This window comes from Mesorhizobium sp. B2-3-14 (assembly GCF_006442175.1).
In the GTDB taxonomy this organism is placed as follows: Bacteria; Pseudomonadota; Alphaproteobacteria; order Rhizobiales; family Rhizobiaceae; genus Mesorhizobium; species Mesorhizobium australicum.
Window position 1 is genome coordinate 14940 of the sequence record NZ_VFVP01000001.1, and the last position, 20502, is coordinate 35441.

Annotated in this window: 17 protein-coding genes; 7 read left to right on the forward strand and 10 right to left on the reverse strand. The window is 63.7% G+C overall.

Annotation, left to right across the window (positions count from 1 at the left end; genetic code table 11):
* Positions 1–84: 84 nt before the first annotated feature.
* Positions 85–1029 (forward strand): nucleoside hydrolase, encoded by a 945-nt coding sequence (locus FJ950_RS00070; RefSeq protein ID WP_140614559.1) that lies wholly within the window; start codon positions 85–87, stop codon positions 1027–1029.
* A 103-nt stretch (positions 1030–1132) separates the two neighbouring features.
* The gene (locus FJ950_RS00075; protein ID WP_015316514.1) at positions 1133–1807 is read left to right on the forward strand and encodes a TetR/AcrR family transcriptional regulator; all 675 of its coding nucleotides are present in this window, start codon (positions 1133–1135) and stop codon (positions 1805–1807) included.
* 16 nt (positions 1808–1823) lie between these two features.
* Here FJ950_RS00075 and FJ950_RS00080 read toward each other — a convergent pair whose 3' ends face one another.
* Positions 1824–2465: a class I SAM-dependent methyltransferase gene (locus FJ950_RS00080; RefSeq protein WP_140614560.1), complete on the reverse strand. Its 642-nt coding sequence runs from the start codon at positions 2463–2465 to the stop codon at positions 1824–1826.
* Positions 2466–2639: 174 nt separating this feature from the next.
* Here FJ950_RS00080 and FJ950_RS00085 point away from each other — a divergent pair, with 174 nt between their 5' ends.
* Positions 2640–4184 (forward strand): alpha/beta hydrolase, encoded by a 1545-nt coding sequence (locus tag FJ950_RS00085; protein WP_181170997.1) that lies wholly within the window; start codon positions 2640–2642, stop codon positions 4182–4184.
* A gap of 110 nt (positions 4185–4294) precedes the next feature.
* Positions 4295–5797, forward strand: a complete 1503-nt coding sequence (locus tag FJ950_RS00090; protein WP_140614562.1) for a HEPN domain-containing protein — start codon at positions 4295–4297, stop codon at positions 5795–5797.
* Positions 5798–5878: 81 nt separating this feature from the next.
* Here the strand turns inward: FJ950_RS00090 and FJ950_RS00095 are convergent, their stop codons facing one another.
* The 4 genes from FJ950_RS00095 to hisS all read right to left on the reverse strand — a co-directional run bounded on the left by FJ950_RS00095 (position 5879) and on the right by hisS (position 11241).
* Positions 5879–7651, reverse strand: coding sequence for an AMP-binding protein (locus FJ950_RS00095; protein ID WP_140614563.1), 1773 nt, complete (start codon positions 7649–7651; stop codon positions 5879–5881).
* Positions 7652–7743: 92 nt separating this feature from the next.
* The gene (gene hisG / locus FJ950_RS00100; protein WP_140614564.1) at positions 7744–8442 is read right to left on the reverse strand and encodes an ATP phosphoribosyltransferase; all 699 of its coding nucleotides are present in this window, start codon (positions 8440–8442) and stop codon (positions 7744–7746) included.
* Positions 8439–9557 (reverse strand): ATP phosphoribosyltransferase regulatory subunit, encoded by a 1119-nt coding sequence (locus FJ950_RS00105; protein ID WP_140614565.1) that lies wholly within the window; start codon positions 9555–9557, stop codon positions 8439–8441. The genes hisG and FJ950_RS00105 overlap by 4 nt, the downstream gene beginning before the upstream one ends.
* Before the next feature lie 178 nt (positions 9558–9735).
* Complete coding sequence (gene hisS / locus FJ950_RS00115; protein ID WP_140614567.1) at positions 9736–11241, reverse strand: histidine--tRNA ligase; 1506 nt, start codon at positions 11239–11241, stop codon at positions 9736–9738.
* 249 nt (positions 11242–11490) lie between these two features.
* Between hisS and FJ950_RS00120 the strand changes: the two genes are divergently transcribed.
* On the forward strand, positions 11491–11742 hold the full coding sequence (locus FJ950_RS00120; protein ID WP_140614568.1) for a hypothetical protein: 252 nt from the start codon (positions 11491–11493) through the stop codon (positions 11740–11742).
* Between the two features lie 11 nt (positions 11743–11753).
* Here the strand turns inward: FJ950_RS00120 and FJ950_RS00125 are convergent, their stop codons facing one another.
* The gene (locus FJ950_RS00125; RefSeq protein WP_140614569.1) at positions 11754–12392 is read right to left on the reverse strand and encodes a DNA-3-methyladenine glycosylase I; all 639 of its coding nucleotides are present in this window, start codon (positions 12390–12392) and stop codon (positions 11754–11756) included.
* Positions 12393–12604: 212 nt separating this feature from the next.
* On the opposite strand from FJ950_RS00125, the gene FJ950_RS00130 reads away from it, so the two are divergent.
* Together FJ950_RS00130 and FJ950_RS00135 are read left to right on the forward strand one after the other, a co-directional pair.
* Entirely contained in the window at positions 12605–13351 is a 747-nt protein-coding gene (locus FJ950_RS00130; protein WP_140614570.1) for a L,D-transpeptidase, read from the forward strand.
* Between the two features lie 289 nt (positions 13352–13640).
* Positions 13641–14561, forward strand: a complete 921-nt coding sequence (locus FJ950_RS00135; RefSeq protein ID WP_140614571.1) for a bifunctional 5,10-methylenetetrahydrofolate dehydrogenase/5,10-methenyltetrahydrofolate cyclohydrolase — start codon at positions 13641–13643, stop codon at positions 14559–14561.
* 8 nt (positions 14562–14569) lie between these two features.
* On the opposite strand, the gene glcF is transcribed toward FJ950_RS00135, so the two are convergent.
* The 4 genes from glcF to FJ950_RS00160 all read right to left on the reverse strand — a co-directional run bounded on the left by glcF (position 14570) and on the right by FJ950_RS00160 (position 20325).
* Positions 14570–15895 (reverse strand): glycolate oxidase subunit GlcF, encoded by a 1326-nt coding sequence (gene glcF / locus FJ950_RS00140; protein ID WP_140614572.1) that lies wholly within the window; start codon positions 15893–15895, stop codon positions 14570–14572.
* A 10-nt stretch (positions 15896–15905) separates the two neighbouring features.
* Complete coding sequence (locus tag FJ950_RS00145; RefSeq protein WP_140614573.1) at positions 15906–17111, reverse strand: FAD-binding protein; 1206 nt, start codon at positions 17109–17111, stop codon at positions 15906–15908.
* A 239-nt stretch (positions 17112–17350) separates the two neighbouring features.
* Positions 17351–18847 (reverse strand): FAD-linked oxidase C-terminal domain-containing protein, encoded by a 1497-nt coding sequence (locus FJ950_RS00155; protein WP_140614575.1) that lies wholly within the window; start codon positions 18845–18847, stop codon positions 17351–17353.
* 155 nt (positions 18848–19002) lie between these two features.
* Positions 19003–20325, reverse strand: coding sequence for a DUF3422 family protein (locus tag FJ950_RS00160; RefSeq protein ID WP_140614576.1), 1323 nt, complete (start codon positions 20323–20325; stop codon positions 19003–19005).
* Between the last annotated feature and the right edge of the window lie 177 nt (positions 20326–20502).

The following is a 20502-nucleotide window of genomic DNA, read 5'->3' on the forward strand; positions in this document are numbered from 1 at the left end:
AACATAAGATACAGTACTGTATTTCTACACATCCGAACGGCCTCATCAATAGGCTTTCGATCGCAAAAGGAAGGACGCGGCATCATGGCACCACGCAAGATCATCATCGATACCGATCCGGGCCAGGACGACGCCTTCGCCATCCTCTTCGCACTGGGGTCGCCTGATGAACTCGACGTGGTCGGCATCACCACGGTCGGCGGCAACGTGCCGCTTGCCCTGACCTCGAAGAATGCGCTGAAAGTCGTCGAACTCGCCGGGCGGCCCGATGTGCCCGTTTATGCCGGCTGCCCGGCGCCGATGGTGCGCAAGCTGATCACCGCCGAATATGTCCATGGGGAAACCGGCCTCGACGGCGCCGACCTTGCCGAACCGGTGACGCCGCTGCGGGGCGAACACGCGGTGAACTACATGGTGTGCACCATCATGGACGCGCCGGAAGGCGAATTGACCGTTTGCACGCTCGGGCCAATGACGAATCTGGCCATGGCCATGACCATGGAGCCGAGGATCGTGCCCCGTCTGCGCGAAGTGGTGCTGATGGGCGGCGGCTTCTTCCAGGGTGGCAACGCGACGCCGGCGGCTGAGTTCAACATCTTCGTCGACCCGCATGCCGCGCACAAGGTGTTCGACAGCGGCGCGCCGGTGACCATGGCGGGCATCGATTGCACCTACACGGCGCTGATGACGCCTGAGTGGCTCGACCGCCTGCGCGCAAGCGGCAGCCGCGCGGCGATCGAGGCCGCGAACCTGGCCGACTTCTACCGCCAGTATGGCACCCACAAATTCGAGACGCCGGCACGCCCCATCCACGATGCCTGCGTCACCGGTTATCTCCTGGCACCGCAAATCTATGAACAGCGCCAGTGCGCGGTGACGGTCGACATTGTCTCGCCTGAGACAATCGGCATGACCGTCGTCGACTGGTGGCACGTCACCGGCCGGCGCAAGAACTGCAACGTCCTGCGGCGCATCGATCCCGCGCCGTTCTTCGAACTCATGCTGGAGCGGATCAGCGCATTGCCCTGAGTTGCGCCTTCCGCGATAGATGGACACTTGATGAGTCGCGAAGCGCATCGGAGCCGGCGAACGGTTTTGTGGGCGTTGCGTGTGCGATGAAGGTCTTGATCGGATGAAATCGGACAGCGCCCCGGCCAAAGGCAAGAGACCAGCCAAAGCCGCGGGACCTGGGAAGACGGCGCGGCAGACGCTGAGTCGCGAGGCCTGGATCGCAGCGGCGCGCAAGGTGCTGGAGAAGCACGGCATTGGCGAGGTCAAGATCGACCGCCTCGCCAAGCAATTCAAGGTGACGCGCGGCAGCTTCTATTTCCATTTCACCAGCCTGGCCGATCTTCGCGACGGCCTGCTGCAAGAATGGCGAGATATCAATTGCGAGCCCTTCTGGGCTATGCGCGAGATGCAGAATATAGACGGCCTGCAGTTCTTCACCGACATCGTGCATGTTTGGGTCGACGAGGCGCCGTTTAGTCCCCTGCTCGACCTCGCCGTGCGCGACTGGTCACGAACGTCGAAAAAGCTGGCGCAGGAGGTCAAGGATATCGATGACCTGCGCATCGAACTCCTGACCCGCTCCTTCCGCGCCATGGGTTATCCCGAGGACGAAAGCCTAGTCAGGGCCCGCATCACCTATTTCCACCAGATCGGGCAATATGCGCTGTCCTTCAAGGAGGACCCGGCGGTGCGCCGCAGCTACCAGCCACTGTTCGGCGAGGTGCTGCTGGGGCCGCTGGTGCAGGAGCCGGGTTCGGCGCCACGGCCGGCGGAAATACGGCGCGGGCGGCGTTAGCGGACGAGGCATCCCGTCAACCCGTTAGGGGTATCGCGATGCCGGCATGGTGACTTCCCAACTGCCAGAAGGGTAGCTGGAACCGCTCGCGCTGCGCTTCGACGATATGAAAGCCCGCCGTCCGGATCAGGTGCAATGGATCGCGATTGAGGTGGCAGCCGCCGGCGAGCCGGCCCCATATCAGGTTCAGACGCTCTTGCCACCGGCGGCAACGCGGCCCTTCGGCCTGGCCGTGCTCGATGAAGATCAGCCGGCCCTTGGGCTTGAGGATGCGCCGGATTTCGGTCAACGCCGCCTCGGGGTCCGGAATGGTGCAGAAGGCATAGGTGACGACCACCGTGTCGGCGAAGCTGTCGGCCAAGGGCAGCCTTTCACCGCTGGCCCTGATGCAGTCGACATCGAATGGCACGGAACGGCTCTTCGGTTCGGCAAGGCCCAGCATCGTGCCGTCGGGATCGACGCCGACCAGCCGCTTCACCCTGGCGGCGTCGTAATGGGGAAGGTTCAGGCCGGAGCCGAAGCCGACTTCGACGACGACGCCCCCTGCCTGCGGGATCAGACGCCTTCGCATGTCCGTGAAAGCGTTGGCCGAACAGCCGGCGTGGACGAGGTAGGGAGCAATGCAGCGCGCGTACCAGGAGAGACAGGATTGGCACATGTCTCAGCCTCCTTGCCGTGTGTTGGCGGCACCGACAGGGCGGGTGAGAGTATTGACCAGTGACATTTCTCGCTCCAAGGGAGTCTCATGATCGGACCCGATCGGCCCGATGTCGTGGGAATGGATAGAAGGCCGGCGTCCCCTCAACGTCCCTGCATGGCCGTGGTCGGATCGATGGAGCGATTGGAATTCCGATTTCTGGGTTTTCCGGAGTTCCGCTTGAACGGCCGGCGGGTGGAACTCGCCCTGCGCAAGGCGGCAGCCCTCCTCATCTATCTCGCCGAGGCCAGCGGGCCGGTGGCGCGCGAGGTCGCCGCCACGCTGTTGTGGCCGGAAGCCGACGAGCAGGCCGCACGCGCCCGCCTTCGGCGCACGCTGTACAAAATCCGCATCGCGTTCGGCAACGAGATCATCGCCGCCACAGGCGTCTCGCTAAGCCTGCACCCGGCGTTGTCCGCCGAGATCGACACCAGGATTTTCGAGCAGGCCTGCAATTCCGGCGCTCTCGACAAGGCAGCCGAGATCTACAAAGACGACTATCTCGCCGGCTTCTTGCTGCCGGACTGTCCGCAATTCGAGGAATGGGTCTTCTTTCGGCGAGAGACGTTGCGTGGCCGGCTGGTGCAGGCGCTGGAGCGGCTCATCGACGCCAAGATCGCCTACAGCCAGCCTCGTGGCGCGGTCGTTCACGCGACACGGCTGGCGGCACTCGACCCCTTGAGCGAAAGCGCGCACCGACATCTGGTCCGTGCCCATCTGGCGGCCGGGGACAGGGCGGCGGCCGAGCGGCAGATCGACACGTGCATCCGGCTCTTGCGGGACGAACTCGGTGTAGCGCCGGACCCCGCCACGCTTGCCATGCTGAGCCAGCCAACTCAGGACGCCGCCCTGGACGTGCCCAGGACGCGCTATGTCGCGGTGGGCGGTATCCACATCGCGTACCAGATCTTTGGCAGCGGCCCGACGGACATCGTGCTTGTTCCCGGCTTCATTTCACATGTCGAGCGTATCTGGGAAGACCCGGGTTGCCGCGCCTGGCTGACCGCGGTTTCGCGCCTGGGTCGCCTGATCCTCTTCGACCGGCGCGGCATGGGGCTTTCCGACCGAGTCGGTGCCCGCCCCACGGTCGAGGCGACGGCGCAGGATATTCTGGCGGTCATGAACGCGGCCGGCAGCCGCCGGGCCTTGCTGGTCGGCGCATCGGAGGGTGGGCCGGGCTGTATCCGTTTTGCGGTCCAGCATCCCGATCGGCTGACGGGCCTTGTCTTGTGGGGCTCGCTCGCCAAAGGCAGCCGTGCACCTGACTATCCCCACGCCTTGACCATCGCGCAGTATGATCTGTGGAAGCAACGGCTGCTGGCGGGCTGGGGTGGCGCGGCGGAAATCGACACCTTCGCACCGAGCCTCGCTGGCGACCGCCAGGCGAGGACCTGGTGGGCCGGATTGCTCAGGGCAGCCTCCAGCCCGGGTGCGGTCGCAGGGCTGCTCGACGCGTTGCGGGACGCCGATGTCCGTCACCTCCTGGCAAACGTCTCCGCCCCGACGATGATCCTCCACCGTTCCGGCGACCGCGCCGTGCGCATCGAGGCGGGGCGGTTCCTAGCGACCAAGATTCCAGGCGCGCGGTTCATCGAGGTCGATGGCGACGATCACTGGTTCTGGGTCGGCGACCAGCAGGCGCTGCTCGACGGTATCGGCGCAATGGCGCGACGCGGCTGAGGGCGCGATTCGTGCAGGTGCGAGGGGTACGATGCTGCGGCCATCGGAGATGGATTCAAACGCTTTGTTCTGCACGTTCTCAGCCGTATAAGTGCGAATCGCCGCTATTTATGGCTTTTATTGAAATGACGCCTGCCCAATTCAGTATCGCCGTCTTTCCGTTCCTGAAAACCACGTCTCCGATCAGAATCGGTGGCTACACATTTCGCTCGACTACCGATCTCGATGGTCTGCCCCCTAACCAGGCAACAGCTGTCGATGAAATTTCACAGATGTTGTTCGTAAAGGACGATTTTCGAATAAAATCTGCGTCTTATGCAATTATGCCTTACATCCGGGTCCACAGAAGCGATCAGCAACTTGCGCATATCGCTCATCTGCGCGCAGCAGTCGCTTACTTATATTCGGCACCGCACGAAGTTTTCGAGACGGTTTTTCTCGCACCTGATGAAGTAAGTTTATTGTTGTTTACTCCGGATCGTGTCAGCGTTTTCCTGACTCGCCCCGAATATCATACAGAGAGTGCTTCGCCTTATCATGGCCCCGCACCGGACACGAACCACTTCGTTCCAGGCTATACGGGCCTTTATAATTTCCGTCATGCTTTTTGGGTTGAGCCGGGAGCGCGGCTATATGGCCCTAAGCCCCATATGAATCTCAATGCCTCCCAAGATCTTTACTTAGACATAGGCCAGCGGCTTGGTGGTCGCCCGGGTTATAGTTTGCTGCTCGACCTCCTAGAGAAACCCGTCACGTCCGCAGCCCAGCGTATCTATGCAGCCCTGCATTGGTACAATGCTGCCAATGAACATATGCTCGACCGTAGCCAAGAGGTGCTCAATCTAGCGATAGCTTTCGAGACACTCCTGCGTTTGCCAGAGTCGTCCAAGAAAGAACGACTTGTCGATGCAATCTCATTGCTGCTGGGTCGGACAGAGCGTCTCAATGACTGGGCTGACCAATTTTATGCCGCCCGTTCTCGTGTCGCGCACGAGGGACAGGTAGGTGACGGGTATTTCTACGCTCCCATTGCAGGCAAGCAGCGGCAGCCTTCCGATGGTTTCGGTTCTTTAATGCTTTTCGGTCGCCAGATCTTTCAGCTTTGTGTTGGCACCCTGCTTGTCGGCATCGATCTGGCTGAGAGGGCGGATCTTCAAGAGAAATTTGTCACCAACAACGAGCGATATCAGAAGATTTGTGATCTTCTAAAGATCGAGACCGTGACGCCTGGCGAAAGGCTGCTGAATATTCAACCGATACTTCGCGCCCTCGAGCGCTACCAGTTCGTAGCCAACACGGTCTCACCAGGTCCGGCAATAACTTCGGTGCGCCTGACCGCAGCGACGCTCGCAGCGTGTGCTACTGACTTGCCGCAAGAGCTTGCGGAGACTCTGGCCGCATGTGCCCAGAGCAAGCGGCAAGATGGCGAAATGCGAGAGCTGGGGACGATAGAACGGCTCCATGGCACATTCGAGAAGTTGGATTTGTCGTCCCTCTCGCCAGAAGCTCGTATCTGTCGCGATATTGTCCATCTGGTTTGGATGAATTTGTTCCAACGCTACTATTGGCTGAAGGAACAACAGAACAAACCGGACCGTGATTCTGCCGGATGATGGGTCAATTTTCGCTTTCAGATCACTTGCATAAGCGTACGGTAGGCAAATCCTCCGATCGGGGACAAGAATCCAAACCCCTCACGCCGTCTTCTGCGCCACCAGCCCCAGCTCCTCCACCATCGCCTGACGCATCAGGAATTTCTGCGGTTTGCCGGTCACCGTCATCGGCAATTCCGTGCGGAAGCGAATGTGGCGCGGCACCTTGTAGTGGGCGATCTGGCCCGCGCAGAATGCCTTGATCTCCTGCTCGGTGGCGACCTGGCCGGGTTTGAGCACGATCCAGGCGCACAGCTCCTCGCCATATTTGGCGTCCGGGATGCCGAAGACCTGCACTTCCCGCACCTTGGGATGGCGGTAGAGGAATTCCTCGACCTCTCTGGGATAGACGTTCTCACCGCCGCGAATGACCATGTCCTTGACGCGGCCGACAATGTTGCAATAGCCCTCGGCGTCGATAGTGGCGAGGTCTCCGGTGTGCATCCAGCCATCGCTATCGATCGCCTCGCGGGTCTTTTCGTCGTCGTCCCAATAGCCCTTCATCACCGAGTAGCCGCGCGTACAAAGCTCGCCCGGCGCGCCAACCGCAACGGTGGCGCCGTCGACGGCGATCGCCTTGACCTCGACATGCGGGTGGATGCGCCCGACGGTCGAGACACGCTTTTCCAACGGATCGTCGGTGCTGCTCTGGAACGAGACCGGACTGGTCTCGGTCATGCCGTAGGCGATGGTCACTTCAGCCATGTGCATGAGCGACACCACCTTCTTCATCACCTCGATCGGGCAGGGCGAACCGGCCATGATGCCGGTGCGCAGGCTGGAGAGATCGAAGGTCGGGAAATCCGGATGGTCGAGCATGCCGACAAACATGGTCGGCACGCCGTAGAGGCCGGTGCAGCGCTCCCGCGCGATCGCCTTCAGCGTCAGGCCCGGATCGAACCCCTCGCAGGGGAAAACCATGGTCGCGCCCTTCGACACACAACCCATCGTGCCCATCGACATGCCGAAGCAGTGATAGAGCGGCACCGGGATGCAGAGCCGGTCGTCGACGGTGAGCTTGATGGCCGAGGTGACGAAATTGCCGTTGTTGACGATGTTGAGATGGGTGAGCGTCGCGCCCTTGGGTGCGCCCGTCGTGCCTGAGGTGAACTGGATGTTGATCGCATCGCCAGGCTTCAGCCCTTCCGAGATGCGGTCGAGGCTATCATGCTCGTCGCGACCGGCCATGGCCAGCACGTCGCCGAAATTGAACATGCCTGGCGAGTTCTCCTCGCCCATACGGATGACGATCCTGAGCGCCGGCAATTTCGCAGCCTTCAGCTTGCCGGGTGTCGCCGTCGCGATCTCCGGCGCCAGAGTCTCGATCATGCCGAGATAGTCCGATGTCTTGAAGCTCGCCGCCGTCACCAGTGCCTTGCAGCCAACCTTGTTCAGGGCATATTCCAGCTCGGTCAGCCGGTAGGCCGGATTGATGTTGACTAGGATCAGGCCGATGCGGGCGGTGGCGAATTGCGTCACCAGCCATTCCCAGCGGTTGGGCGACCAGATGCCGACCCGGTCGCCCTTCCGGAGGCCGAGCGCCAGAAAGCCGGCGGCCAGTGCATCCACCGTGTCCGACAGTTCGCTCCACGTGAAGCGCTTGTCCTGGCCGACGAACACGGCGGCATCGAGCGTGCCGTATTTGCCGACGGTGTCGGAGAACAGCGCGGGAATGGTCTTGTCGAGCAGCGGCACTTTGCGGTCGCCCGAGACATGCGCCCTGCCATCGACCGGTGCAATAAAGACGCTGCCGGCGCGCGCGCCGCGTCCGCGCAGATTGGTGGCATTCTTCAGCTCGTCGAGATTGACCGGCATCGCTGTCTCCTCCCAAGACTGGCCGAACCTATCAGCCTGCCGGGACGCTGGAAATCCCGTCGATGGTACTGGAGCCCCTTCCCTGGAGGTCGCTATGCGACCGCTGCCGCCATTTTCGCGACGATGTCGCGCAAAACGGCGTCGTCGGCCGCTGCACGTGTCTTCCTCGACGCGACCAGACAGGCCTGCGACTTCAGCACGACGCCGTCGGCCAGCACCTTGAGATGGTTGGCGCGCAGCGTCGAGCCCGTGCTGGTGATGTCGACGATGACGTCGGCGAGGCCGGCCGCCGGCGCGCCCTCGGTGGCGCCGAGGCTCTCGACGATGCGATAGACCTGAATGCCGTGCTTTTGGGAGAAGAACTGCTGCGTCAGCCGCCAATATTTGGTGGCAATCCGCAGCCTGCGGCCATGGCGCTGGCGGAAATCGGCGGCGACATCGTCGAGATCGGCCATGGTGTCGACATCGAGCCAGATCTCGGGCACCGCGACCACCACATCGGCATGGCCGAAGCCGAGGCGGGCGACGATCTCGGCCCGCGCTTCCCAGTCAGCGAGATTTTCCCGCACCAGGTCCTCGCCGGTGATGCCGAGATCGACCGCGCCTTGGCCTATTTCGCCCGATATTTCGGAAGCCGACAGGAAGAGCACTTCGACATTGTCCAGGCCCTCGACGCGGGCATGATACTTACGCTCGTCGCCGAGCAGGCTGACGGCGAGGCCGGCCTTGGCCAACACCTCCAGCGCCTGCTCCTTGAGCCTACCCTTCGAGGGAACGGCGAGCGTGATCATGATGCCGCCCCCCGCAGCGCCTCGATGCGGTCGAGCCACACCGAAAAGCCGACGCCGGGGATCGCGGTCTTGGCACCGAGCAGCGTCAGCAACCGGTCGTAGCGCCCGCCACCGGCCAAGGCGCGCTCGCCGTCGGCGGCCGCGATTTCGAAGACGACACCGGTGTAGTAGTCGAGCGGACGGCCGAAAGCGGCGTCGTAGCGGATTTTTTCGGAGGGCAAGCCATGCGCCTCGATCGCCTTGGCGCGGGCCGAGAATTTTTCCAGCGCCGCACCCAGCGAAAGTCCGGCGCCGGCCGCGAAGGTTTCCAATGCCTGGGCCGCACCATCGAGCGGCACGTCGATCGCCAGAAAATCTTTCAGCGCCGCGAAAGCCTCGTTCGACAGCCGCACGCTGCGCAACTCGGCTTTCTCGATCAGCCGCCGCGCGATATCCGACGGCGCGCGCCCGGCCGATGCTGACAAGCCGGCTTCCTCCATGCCGCCGGCAATATGCTGGGAAAGACGGTCCAGATCGCCATCGAGGACAAGCGCCGCGACCGGCCCGGAGATCTGGCTGTTGCGCTGTGGGTTGGCGAGGTCGGCGAGTGCTGCCTCCAGCATCGGCGCCGAGCCGAAGGCGCGCGCCAGCCGCATGCGCCAGCCGCGCGGCAGGCCGAGCGCCGCCAGCACCGCCTCGAAAATCGCCTGGTCACCAAGCGTGACGGCCAGCGACTGCCTGGGCAGCACCAGCGACAGCAATGCGTGTGCATCGGCCACTGAACGAGCATCGGCTTCGGCCGTGTCGCGGTCGCCGAGATCCTCGATGCCGGCCTGGAAGAACTCATTGCCGCCCTCGCGGCGCTGGCGAAACACTTCGCCCAGATAGGAATAGCGGCGCGGCGTGCCGGCCTGGCTGGCTATGTGGTCGAGGCAGACGGGAATGGTGAATTCGGGCCGCAGGCAGAGCGCCTGCCCGGTCTCGCTTTCGGTCAGGAAAATGCGACGGCGCAAATCCTCACCGGCCATATCGAGGAAGGGATCGGCCGGCTGCAGCACCGCGACTTCCACCGCATGCGTGTTGCGCGCGGCGAAGAGGGTGGTGATGTCGGTGGCGATCGCGGGGCGGGAGGTCATAGACAGGTTGGGCGCGAGGCCCCCCCCTCCGGCCTGCCGGCCATCTCCCCCGCAAGGGGGGAGATCGGCAGCTTCGGGCTCGGCGCGTTTTTCCCAACATCGGAGATTGGCGAAAACCTACGCGACATCCCATCTCCCCCTTTTCGGGGGAGATGGCCGGCAGGCCAGAGGGGGGTGCTCAAGCGCCACCCTTGGCGCGATCAGCGGCCTGCGCCGCCAAAATCTTCTTCACCTCGGCGACCAGTTCGCTTTCCGCCACGGTCACCTGGGCCGGCCGCGCCGCACGCCATTCGGCGTTGTCGGTGATCTCCGCCGACATACGCGCGCCTTCGATCAGGTCCTTGATCTGCAATTCGCCCTTGGCCCGCTCGTCGCCGCCCTGGATGACGGCAATGGGGCAACCGCGCCGGTCGGCATATTTGAGCTGCGCCTTCATGCCGGCGCCGCCGAGATACATTTCGGAGCGAATGCCGGCGGCGCGCAATTCCGAGACCATCTTCTGATAGCGGCCGAGGCTTTCAGTGTCCTTGTCCATGACCAGCACGACGACCGGCGCGATCACTTCCGATACGTCCAGCTTGCCGAGGTTCTTCAGCGCCGTCATCAGTCGCGAGACGCCGATGGAAAAGCCGGTCGCCGGCACCGGCTCGCCGCGAAAGCGCGAGACCAGACCGTCATAGCGGCCGCCGCCGCCGACCGAGCCGAAGCGCACAATCTGGCCGTCCTCGTTGGGGATTTCAGCCAGGAGTTCGGCCTCGAAGACGGGGCCGGTGTAGTATTCGAGGCCGCGCACGACGGAACGATCCATGGCGATACGGTCCTCGGCATATCCGGCAGCCCGGACCAACGATTCGATGGTCGCAAGTTCGCCAACGCCCTCCTGGTAGACCGCGTTCCCGCTGACGCTGGCATCCAAACCCGCCTGCACATTTCGCGCTGTCGCCATAAGAACAGCCTCGGCTTGCGTTTCATTCAGCCCGGCGCCCTTGGCGAAGTCACCCTCGCCTTCCTTGCCGCCGTCCCAGCGCCCCGGGCCAAGCAGAAGCCGGACACCGTCCGGACCGAGCTTGTCGAGCTTGTCGATGGCGCGCAGCACCGTCAGCCGGCGGCCGGCATTTTCCTCGCCGCCAAGGCCGATCGCTTCCAGCACACCGTCCAGCACCTTGCGGTTGTTGACGCGGATGACGTAGTCGCCGCGCTTGATACCGAGCGCTTCCATGACGTCGGCCATCATCATCGCCATCTCGGCGTCCGCCGCGACGCCCGGCGTGCCGATCGTGTCGGCGTCGAACTGCATGAACTGGCGAAAGCGGCCGGGCCCGGGCTTTTCGTTGCGGAACACCCAGCCGGAACGGTAGCTGCGATAGGGTTTTGGCAGGCGTTCGAAATTCTCGGCGACGAAGCGCGCGGTCGGCGCGGTCAGGTCGTAGCGCAGCGACAGCCACTGGTCGTCGTCGTCCTGGAAAGAGAACACGCCTTCGTTCGGCCGGTCCTGGTCGGGCAGGAATTTGCCCAACGCATCGGTATATTCGATCATCGGCTGGTCGGCCGGTTCGAAGCCATAGAGCTCATAAACCGAGCGGATCGTCGCCATCATCTTCTCGACGGCGCGGATATCCTCGGCGCCGCGGTCGGCAAACCCGCGCGGCAGCCGCGCTTTCGTCTTTTCCGATTTGTCGGCCATAATCTGGGCACCCGATGTTCATGACTTCGTGACGCGGCAAATCTAGCGCGTTCACAGCGCGCGTTCCTAACCGATGAAGCCGGGAGCGGCAAGGGTTGGCGCCCGGCAGCGCACCCGACGAGATCAGGAAAGAATCGAAACCCCCTGAAACAAAAACACGCCGGAAATGAAACAATGCCGCCACGGGCGCGGCATCGTGCCGACACAATCGCGGCCGATATAGCGCACCGAAACGAAGAGGTTCGGGACATGACCAGCGCAACGGAATTTGAGGCCAACAGCGAGGCCGGCGAAGTGCCGACGCGCCTGCGCCCGGCGGGCACCCATGCACCGCAAATGGTTGGCCAGGCTGCCGGGCCGTTCGATGTGCCGGCAGCCACCAGCAAGGATCCTTCCCTGCGCGACGCGTTGGTGACCGGTCTGCTGGTGATCTATCCGACGGTCGCCACGGTGGCCGCAATCGTCGCCGGGCTGTTCCTGGCCAGCGCCAACGGCACCTGAGCTGCCCCCGGCTATTTCGGCCGCTGGAAAGCCTTCCGCTGCTTCTCGACCTCCTTACGGCACACGCAGCCTTCGAGATGGTCGTTGACCAGGCCCATGGCCTGCATGAAGGCGTACACGGTGGTCGGGCCGACGAAAGTCCAGCCGCGCTTTTTCAGGTCCTTCGAAATCCGAACGGAAACCGCGGTGGTCGGGTTGGCGCGCAGATGGGCGAGGTCGACGATCTCCGGCCGCTCCTCCTTGCCGGGTTCGAACTTCCAGAACCAGGCGGCCAGCGAGCCGAACTCATCCACCATCTCGCGGGCGCGTTTGGCGTTGTTGATGGTCGAGACGATCTTGCCGCGATGGCGGATGATGCCGGCGTTGCCGAGCAGGCGCTCGACATCCCGTTCGTTGAAGGCGGCGACCTTGTCGAAGTCGAAGCCAGCGAAGGCTTCGCGAAAATTCTCCCGCTTGCGCAAAATGGTCAGCCAGGACAGGCCCGACTGAAACCCTTCCAAGCAGATCTTCTCGAACAGCCTGCGGTCATCGGCCACCGGCCGGCCCCATTCATGGTCATGGTAATGCAGATAATCGGGCAGATTGCCGTGCCAGAAGCAGCGCACGACACCGTCAGGACCGGCAAGCAGGCCGGTGTTTTCATTGCTCATCCCAAGAAATCCATCCGTTAACGCGCTTGCGCGCTGTCTTTACCGTGGCTTTACCAGATTCCTGAACCGGGCGGTAACCACACCAAAGGGTTTACTGACAGAACCGCATTTTACGCATTCCGATTCATGTTTCGGTTGCTGCTCGCCGCCAATGATCGCGCAAGCCGGGAGCGTTCTTGCCCGGCATATTAGACGATCAAGGTGCGTTCCCGATGAAGAGAGTTCTGTTTCCCTTGCTCGGCGCCGTGGCTGTGTTTGCCGCCGGCGTCACACCCTCAACCGCCAACGACCGTTATGCCGACAGGCCGCCGGTGATGGTGAGCCCCGACCTTTCCGCGCCCTGGGTGCTGCAGCTCGGCCATGCGCCCGGAGTCGTGCGGCAGAACCGACAGGCCGTGCAGCAGCAGCCGCGCCAGCGCACCGCGCAGCCGGCACAGCCCGACCGAGTGCAAACGGCCGCCGTGCAGGCGCCGGCCAAACGCATGGTCATGCGCCGGCAGATCAACCCCGTCTACCTGCCGCAGGAAGTCGCCTATGACGGCGCCCAGAAGCCGGGCACCATCGTCATCGATACCACGCAGAATTTTCTCTATCTGGTCGAGAAGAACGGCAAGGCGCGGCGCTACGGCGTCGGCACCGGCAAACCCGGCTTCGAATGGTCGGGCACCCACAAGATCACCAACAAGCGCGTCTGGCCGGACTGGCGTCCACCGGCCGAGATGATCAAGCGCGAAGCGGCCAAGGGCCGATACCTGCCGACCTATCTGGCCGGCGGCATGGAAAACCCGCTCGGCGCGCGCGCTCTCTATCTCGGCACGACCGAGTACCGCATCCATGGCACCAACCAGCCCTGGACGATCGGCGGCGCGGTATCATCGGGCTGCATCCGGATGCGCAACGAGGACGTGGTCGACCTTTATGAGCGGGTCAATGTCGGAACCACCGTCGAGGTGATATAGTGGCAGCGAATCAGCCGGTTAAGCAGTGCTGAGCAGGTTTTGGCGCGCTGTTGCCCTTAAGCCATAGCGCGCTTTTGGAAGACGTGCTTAGACTGGCAACGAGTTAACGGGGGACGGGCCGTGTGGGGATACGGCCAGTCACGAGAGGGCAGCACGGGTAACCGGGCTGCCCTTTTCGTTTCACGGTGCGACAGGTCGCCCCGGAGGCACGGTGTTTCGTTTTCAGGGCTGATTTCCGGGCCATGCTCTGCTATTGCAGTGCACAATTTCCCCACCAAAGGTTTGAACCATGTCCCTGTCCGACGACAGCCGCTATCTCAGGGGTGGCCCGGTTGCCCAGCGCATCATCGCCGCCGTGCGCGAGGACGCGACCATTGCCAAGGCCGAGGGCTTTCCGCCCAAGCTGATCTCGATCACCGTCGGCGATACCGACGCCGTCGACGTCTATGTGCGCAACCAGCGTGCCAAGGCTCAACTCGCCGGCATCGATTTCGAGGAACGGCGCTTTCCCGCCACGATCACCTCAGGTGAACTCGAAGCAGCCATCCATGGGCTGAATGCTGATCCGCGTGTCACCGGCATCATCATCCAGCGGCCGGTGCCGGCGCATATCCCGATCAAGATACTGCAGGCGGCCGTGCATCCGCTGAAGGACGTCGAGGGCATGCATCCGGCCTCGATCGGCAACATCGTCTACAACCAGCTCGATCTCGCGCCTTGCACGGCGGCCGCCTCGGTCGAACTGCTCAAGGAAACCGGCCTCGACCTCAAGGGGCTGGAAGTGGTGATCGTCGGCCATTCGGAAATCGTCGGCAAGCCAATCGCCTTCCTGCTGATGAGCGAAGGCGCGACGGTGACGGTCTGCCATCATATGACACGGTCGGTCGCTGCCCATGCGCGGCGCGCCGATGCGCTGTTCGTCGCCGTTGGCAAGCCGCGGCTGATCAAGGCCGACATGGTCAAGCCGGGTGCCGCCGTCATCGACATCGGCATCAATTCGGAGGTCGGACCGGACGGCACGAGCCGCATCGTCGGCGACGTCGACACCGACAGCGTCAAGGAAGTCGCCTCGTGGATCACGCCGGTGCCGGGAGGCGTCGGTCCGCTGACGGTGGCGATCCTGCTGCGCAATACCATGGTCGCGCTCAGCCGCCAGCGCGCGCTCTACGAGGCGACCTACGGCACGGCCGACAGGCTTGCGGCGGAATAGCGCCCGGCCTACTCCGCAGCGACCAGGCTCTCATCCAAAATGCCATCCGGCCTCGGCCCGCCATAGGCCCAGTCGAGCAGTTTGATCGTGTGCACCACCGGCATGCTGGCGGCGGATGCGATCTGCGTGATGCAACCGATATTGCCGGTGGCGACGATCGAGGCGCCCGTCGCCTCGATGTTTTTCGCCTTACGATCGCGCAGCCTGGCCGAAATCTCGGGCTGCAGGATATTGTAGGTGCCGGCCGAGCCGCAGCAGAGATGGCCCTCGCGCGGCTCGCGCACAATGAAACCGGCCTTGGCGAGCAGCTCCTTCGGCTGCCGGGTGATCTTCTGGCCGTGCTGCATCGAGCAGGCCGAGTGATACGCAACGACCGTGCCCGGCTTGCGCACCGGTTCAGGGAGCTCGAGACTTGCCAGATATTCGGTGATGTCCTTGGCCAGCGCCGACACGCGCGCGGCCTTGTCGGCATAGGCCGGATCGAGCCGCAGCATGAAACCGTAATCCTTGATCGTCGTGCCGCAACCCGATGCGGTGATGACAATTGCGTCGAGCCCGCCCTGCTCGATGGAGCGTGTCCAGGCATCGACATTTTGCCTGGCCGAGGCAAGGGCGGCTTCTTCCCGCCCCATGTGATGAACCAGGGCGCCGCAGCAGCCCTCGCCCGGTGGCACCACGACCTCGACACCGAGCCGCGTCAGCAGCGAGATGGTGGTGTCGTTGATGGCGGGGTCAAGCACCGATTGCGCGCAGCCGGTCAGGATGGCGACGCGGCCCTTTTTCGTCCCCTGCCTGGCATGGACACCCGGCAAGGCCATCGGCGAGGCCGCCGGGATCGATGCAGGCGCGAGCTTGAGCATCGCGGCGAGCGGCTTCAGTGCAGGAATCTTCTCGAACAGGCCGATGAAAGGCTTGCCCAACCTCGCAAGCTTGAGCGCGGCGCGGAAGCGTTGGGGATAGGGCAGCACGTAGGCCAGCGTGGCACGGGTCAGCCGGTCGAGCAGCGGCCGCTTGTAGGTTTCCTGGATATGGGCACGAGCATGGTCGACCAGATGCATGTAATTGACGCCTGATGGACACGTGGTCATGCAGGCCAGGCAGGAGAGGCAGCGGTCGATATGGGTGACGATTTCCTTGTCGGCGGGACGGCCGTTTTCCAGCATGTCCTTGATCAGGTAGATGCGCCCGCGCGGCGAATCGAGCTCGTTGCCAAGCGTTACATAAGTCGGGCAGGTGGCGGTGCAGAAACCGCAATGCACGCATTTGCGCAGGATCTTTTCGGACTCGGCGACATCAGGGTCGGCAAGCTGGGCGGGCGAAAAATTGGTCTGCATCTCTGATGTCCTAGGCCATGCGGCCGGGATTGAGGATGTTCTTCGGGTCGAATTCCTGTTTCAGGCGCTGGCTGAGCGCCGCCAATGCCGGCGCCTGCGGCTCGAACACCGGCAGCGCGACACGATGGGCGGGAGCGGCGCGCACCAACGTCGCGTGGCCGCCGCCATGTTTCCGCAACAGCCCTCGAAGCAGGGTGGCTTCGGGATCGCCCTCCTCCATGCGCAGCCACACCAGCCCGCCCTGCCAGTCGTAGAAGGCACTGACGGCGGCCTGCATGCGTAGGGCCAGAACCATCTGGTGCCCCTGAGCGGGCGTCATCGAGACCCGCCAGACCGGCTTCTCGCTGCCGTCAACGAAGGGCCTGATATCGCGCACGTCGCGCCAGATTGCCTTGGAGGTCTCACCGGAAATCTCTTCCAGCGGCCCGGCTTTGCCGAGCAGGGTCTTCAGCGCGGTGATGCGATAGGCAACCGACGGGCCAAAGCCCTCGACGCGCAGCAGCGTGGCGGCTTCGCTGCCGAGCGTCCCGCCGGCAACGCGGGCGGCGATGCGCTCCGGCAGATGGGCAGCGCTCGAAACTTCCGCGCTGGAACCAAGGGCCAAGGCCATGGCGGCGCAGGCTGCATCATCGAGCAGGCCACGGACAGCGAGCGTGACTTCGGTCTCGGCCGCAGGCAGCACCTTGAAGGTGACGTCGGTAAAGACGGCCAGCGTGCCCCAGCTGTTGGCCATCAGCTTCGACATATCGTAGCCGGTGACGTTCTTGACCACGCGGCCGCCCGACTTGAAAGCTTCCCCCCGGCCGGAGACGACGTTGATGCCCAGGATATGATCGCGCGCGGCACCCGCCTTCAGCCGGCGCGGACCGGACAGGTTGGCGCCAAGCACGCCGCCGATGGTACCTTTGCCTGGCTCGCCGCCGTGCAGCGGGCCGTAGTCCATCGGCTCGAAGGCGAGTTGCTGGCCGTTTTCAGCCAGCAGCCTTTCGATCTCGGCCAGCGGCGTGCCTGACTTGGCCGACAGCACCAGTTCTGCGGGTTCATAGAGGGTCACGCCCGAGAGTTTCGACAGGTCGAGCGTGTGCTCGGTCTGCAACGGATGGCCGATGCCGCGCTTGGAGCCATGGCCGAGAATTTCGAGCGATGCTTCTTCTGCCGTCGCCCAGGCAACCGTGGAGAGGACTTCGGCTGAAGTGGTGGGGGTGAAGGCGGTCATGCACGCGTGCCCTTCCTCTGCCCCGCAAAGCGGGCGAGAAGTGATAGGTCGCGTTTCTTCACACCCCCCTCTGTCCTGCCGGACATCTCCCCCGCAAGGGGGGAGATCAGATGCCGCATCGGATTTCGCCAACATCCAATGTCTGTTGAACGGCGAGATGCCGGAACTGCTAATCTCCCCCCTTGCGGGGGAGATGTCCGGCAGGACAGAGGGGGGTGTTCAAGCGCCAACATGTCCCATCAAAACCTCGGAATGTCGGGAAACGCCACCTGCCCGCGATGCACATGCATGCGCCCCAGTTCGGCGCAGCGGCGCAGTTGCGGGAACACCTTTCCGGGATTGAGCAGATGGTTGGGATCGAAGGCGCACTTGACGCGCATTTGCTGGTCGAGGTCGACCTGGTTGAACATTTCCGGCATCAGGTCGCGCTTCTCGACCCCGACGCCATGTTCGCCGGTGAGCACGCCACCGACCTTGACGCAAAGCCTCAGAATGTCAGCGCCAAAGCTTTCGGCCTTGTCGAGTTCACCAGGCACGTTGGCATCATAAAGGATCAGGGGATGCAGATTGCCGTCGCCGGCGTGAAAGACATTGGCGACTCCGAGGCCGTATTTTTCCGACAGCTCGCGCATGCCGGCCAGCACGCGCGGCAACTCCTTGCGTGGGATCGTGCCGTCCATGCAGTAGTAATCGGGCGAGATGCGGCCAACGGCGGGGAAGGCCGCCTTGCGGCCGGCCCAAAAACTCAGCCGCTCCTGCTCGGACTGCGAGATGCGGCAGGTGGTCGAGCCGTTGCGAATGGCGATTGCCTCGACCGCCGTAATGAGATGGTCGACCTCGACGCCCGGCCCGTCGAGTTCGACGATCAGCAGCGCCTCGACGTCAAGGGGATAACCGGCATGGACGAAATCTTCCGCCGCATGGATCGCCGGCCGGTCCATCATTTCCATGCCGCCCGGAATGATGCCGGCGCCGATGATGTCGGCCACGCATTGGCCGCCCTGCTCGCTGGTCGGAAAGCCGATCAGCAGCGCCCGCGCCGTCTCCGGCTTCTTCAGGATGCGCACGGTGACCTCGGTGACGACGCCGAGCAGCCCTTCCGAACCGGTCATGACGCCGAGCAGGTCATAGCCTTCCGCATCGAGGTGGCCGCCGCCGAGCCGCACCACCTCGCCATTCATCAGCACCATCTCGATGCCAAGCACATTGTTGGCGGTGAGGCCGTATTTCAGGCAGTGCACGCCGCCGGAATTCTCCGCCACGTTGCCGCCGATCGAGCAGGCGATCTGGGAGGATGGATCGGGGGCGTAGTAGAAACCCTCCTGCTCGACGGCGGTGGTGATGCCGAGATTGGTGACGCCCGGCTGGGCGACGACGATGCGATTGGGGAAATCGATCTCGATGATGCGGTTGAAGCGGCTCATGACCAGGAGCACCGCGTCTTCCAGCGGCAGCGCGCCGCCCGACAGCGAGGTGCCGGATCCGCGCGGCACGACGCGGATGTTGCGGTCGTTGCAGTATTTCAGCAGACGGGAAACCTGCGCCACCGTCTCGGGCAGGACCACGACCAGCGGCACTTGCCGGTAGGCGCTCAGGCCATCACTCTCGAAGGCCCGCATTTCGTTGGCCGCGTCGACCACGCCCTCGCCCGGCACGATGATGCGCATGTCGGCGACGATTTCGCTGCGCCGGCGCAGCGTCTCGGCGTCTGGCTTGGGCATGGCAAGGCCGGACATCGGCGCTTCCTCCACTCAACTGGTAAAAATGATTTACCAGCTAGGGACATTTGTTGCAAACCTTGCTTTGATGGCATCCGGGGCGGATGCAGGCAAGGCTTCCGCAGCGGCAATCTGCCGCTGCACATCCATCGCGCTTCGAAGCTTGGCGCGGTCTATTCGGCCGGATGCTTCGCCGGCTCGGAATGCATCTGTCGCACCCTGCGCACGCCCCACCAGACCAGCAGGATGGCGACAGGCACCGATGCGGCGGTAACGACCTCCGGCGCGAAGGCGTGGCCAAAGACCGACGCGCCCTTGGCGACATAGCCTATGAGGCCCACCACATAGTAGGAGACGGCGGCGACCGAGAGCCCTTCGACGGTCTGCTGCAGGCGCAGTTGCAGCCGGGCGCGGTTGTTCATCGAGGCGAGCAGATCGCGGTTCTGCTTCTCGACCTCGACATCCACCCAGGTGCGCAACAGCGTGGTGGCACGGGTCAGCTTTCGCGACAGATTGGCCTGGCGCTCCTCGACCGAGCGGCAGGTGCGCATGGCTGGCGCCATGCGCCGCAGCAGAAAGCCCGCCCAGGTGTCGTAGCCCAGCACTGGCTCCTCATCCAGTGCCTTGAGCCTTTCAGTGACGATGCCGTCATAAGCGCGACTGGCGCCGAAGCGGTAAAGGCTGGAAGCGGCATCAGCCTCCAGTTCGGCGGCAAGCTCCGTCAGGTCGGCGAGCAGCGTCTGGCTGTCGCGGGTCTCGGCAACTTTCATTTCCAGGGTCGTCTGTGCCAAGCGATCCTCGATGCGGCGGGCGCGGCTGGACAAGGTGAGCGCCAGCGGCAAGCCGAGCATGGCAAGCGTGCGGTAGGTCTCGATGTCGATCAGCCGCTGCGACAGCGCGCCGGTGCTGGCCGGGGTCAGACCACGATCAAGCACCAGCATGCGGGTCATGCCATCGCCGTCCTGGCGGAAGTCGGTGACAATAGCCGCGCTGCCGCGCTCGACGAGCGAGTGACAGAGGCTGGTCGGGTCGAAGCCGGCGATCAGCCTCTCGTTCGCCTGCGTCCACTTGCGGATCTCGAGCCGGATGCCCGAGATGACGGTTCCCGGCGGCGAAAAGCCATTGCCGAACGGCGAATCCTCTTGCCCCCGGTCATTCTCGGCCAGCGGTCCTTCCCAGAGATAGGTCGAGAACTCCGTATGCCGCTCCCAGCGCAGCGTGCCCTTGCCCCATTTCATGGCGTGGTGGCGGGCATGACGCTCGGGGGCGGCGATGCCGAGGCGGCGCGACAGTTCCGAAAGCACGGCATGGTCGACCGCGGAGCCTCCTTCGGTCATGAAGGAGAGCTGGACGAGGACGCGCGGCTTCTCGACGAGTGGATGCGGACGGGCATGAACCTCGCCGAGCGCGCCGGGCCGGCCTTCATGCGCCGGAAAGCCCATGACGCTGCCTTGGCTGCGCGACTGGAATTCAAGATTGGACGTCTCGTCCGACACGTCTGGTCCCCCTGGTTTCGACCCTTCGTGCAATGGTGCCGTCTTGCGGCAATCGACAAGGGACGTAAACAGCAAAGTTTAGCGCGAGGCGACGTGCCGGCGCGATGCGAAAATCGACCGAACCAGGCGAATTGGATAAATAATTTGACCAGTTGGCGACAGACGCTTTAATCTGCG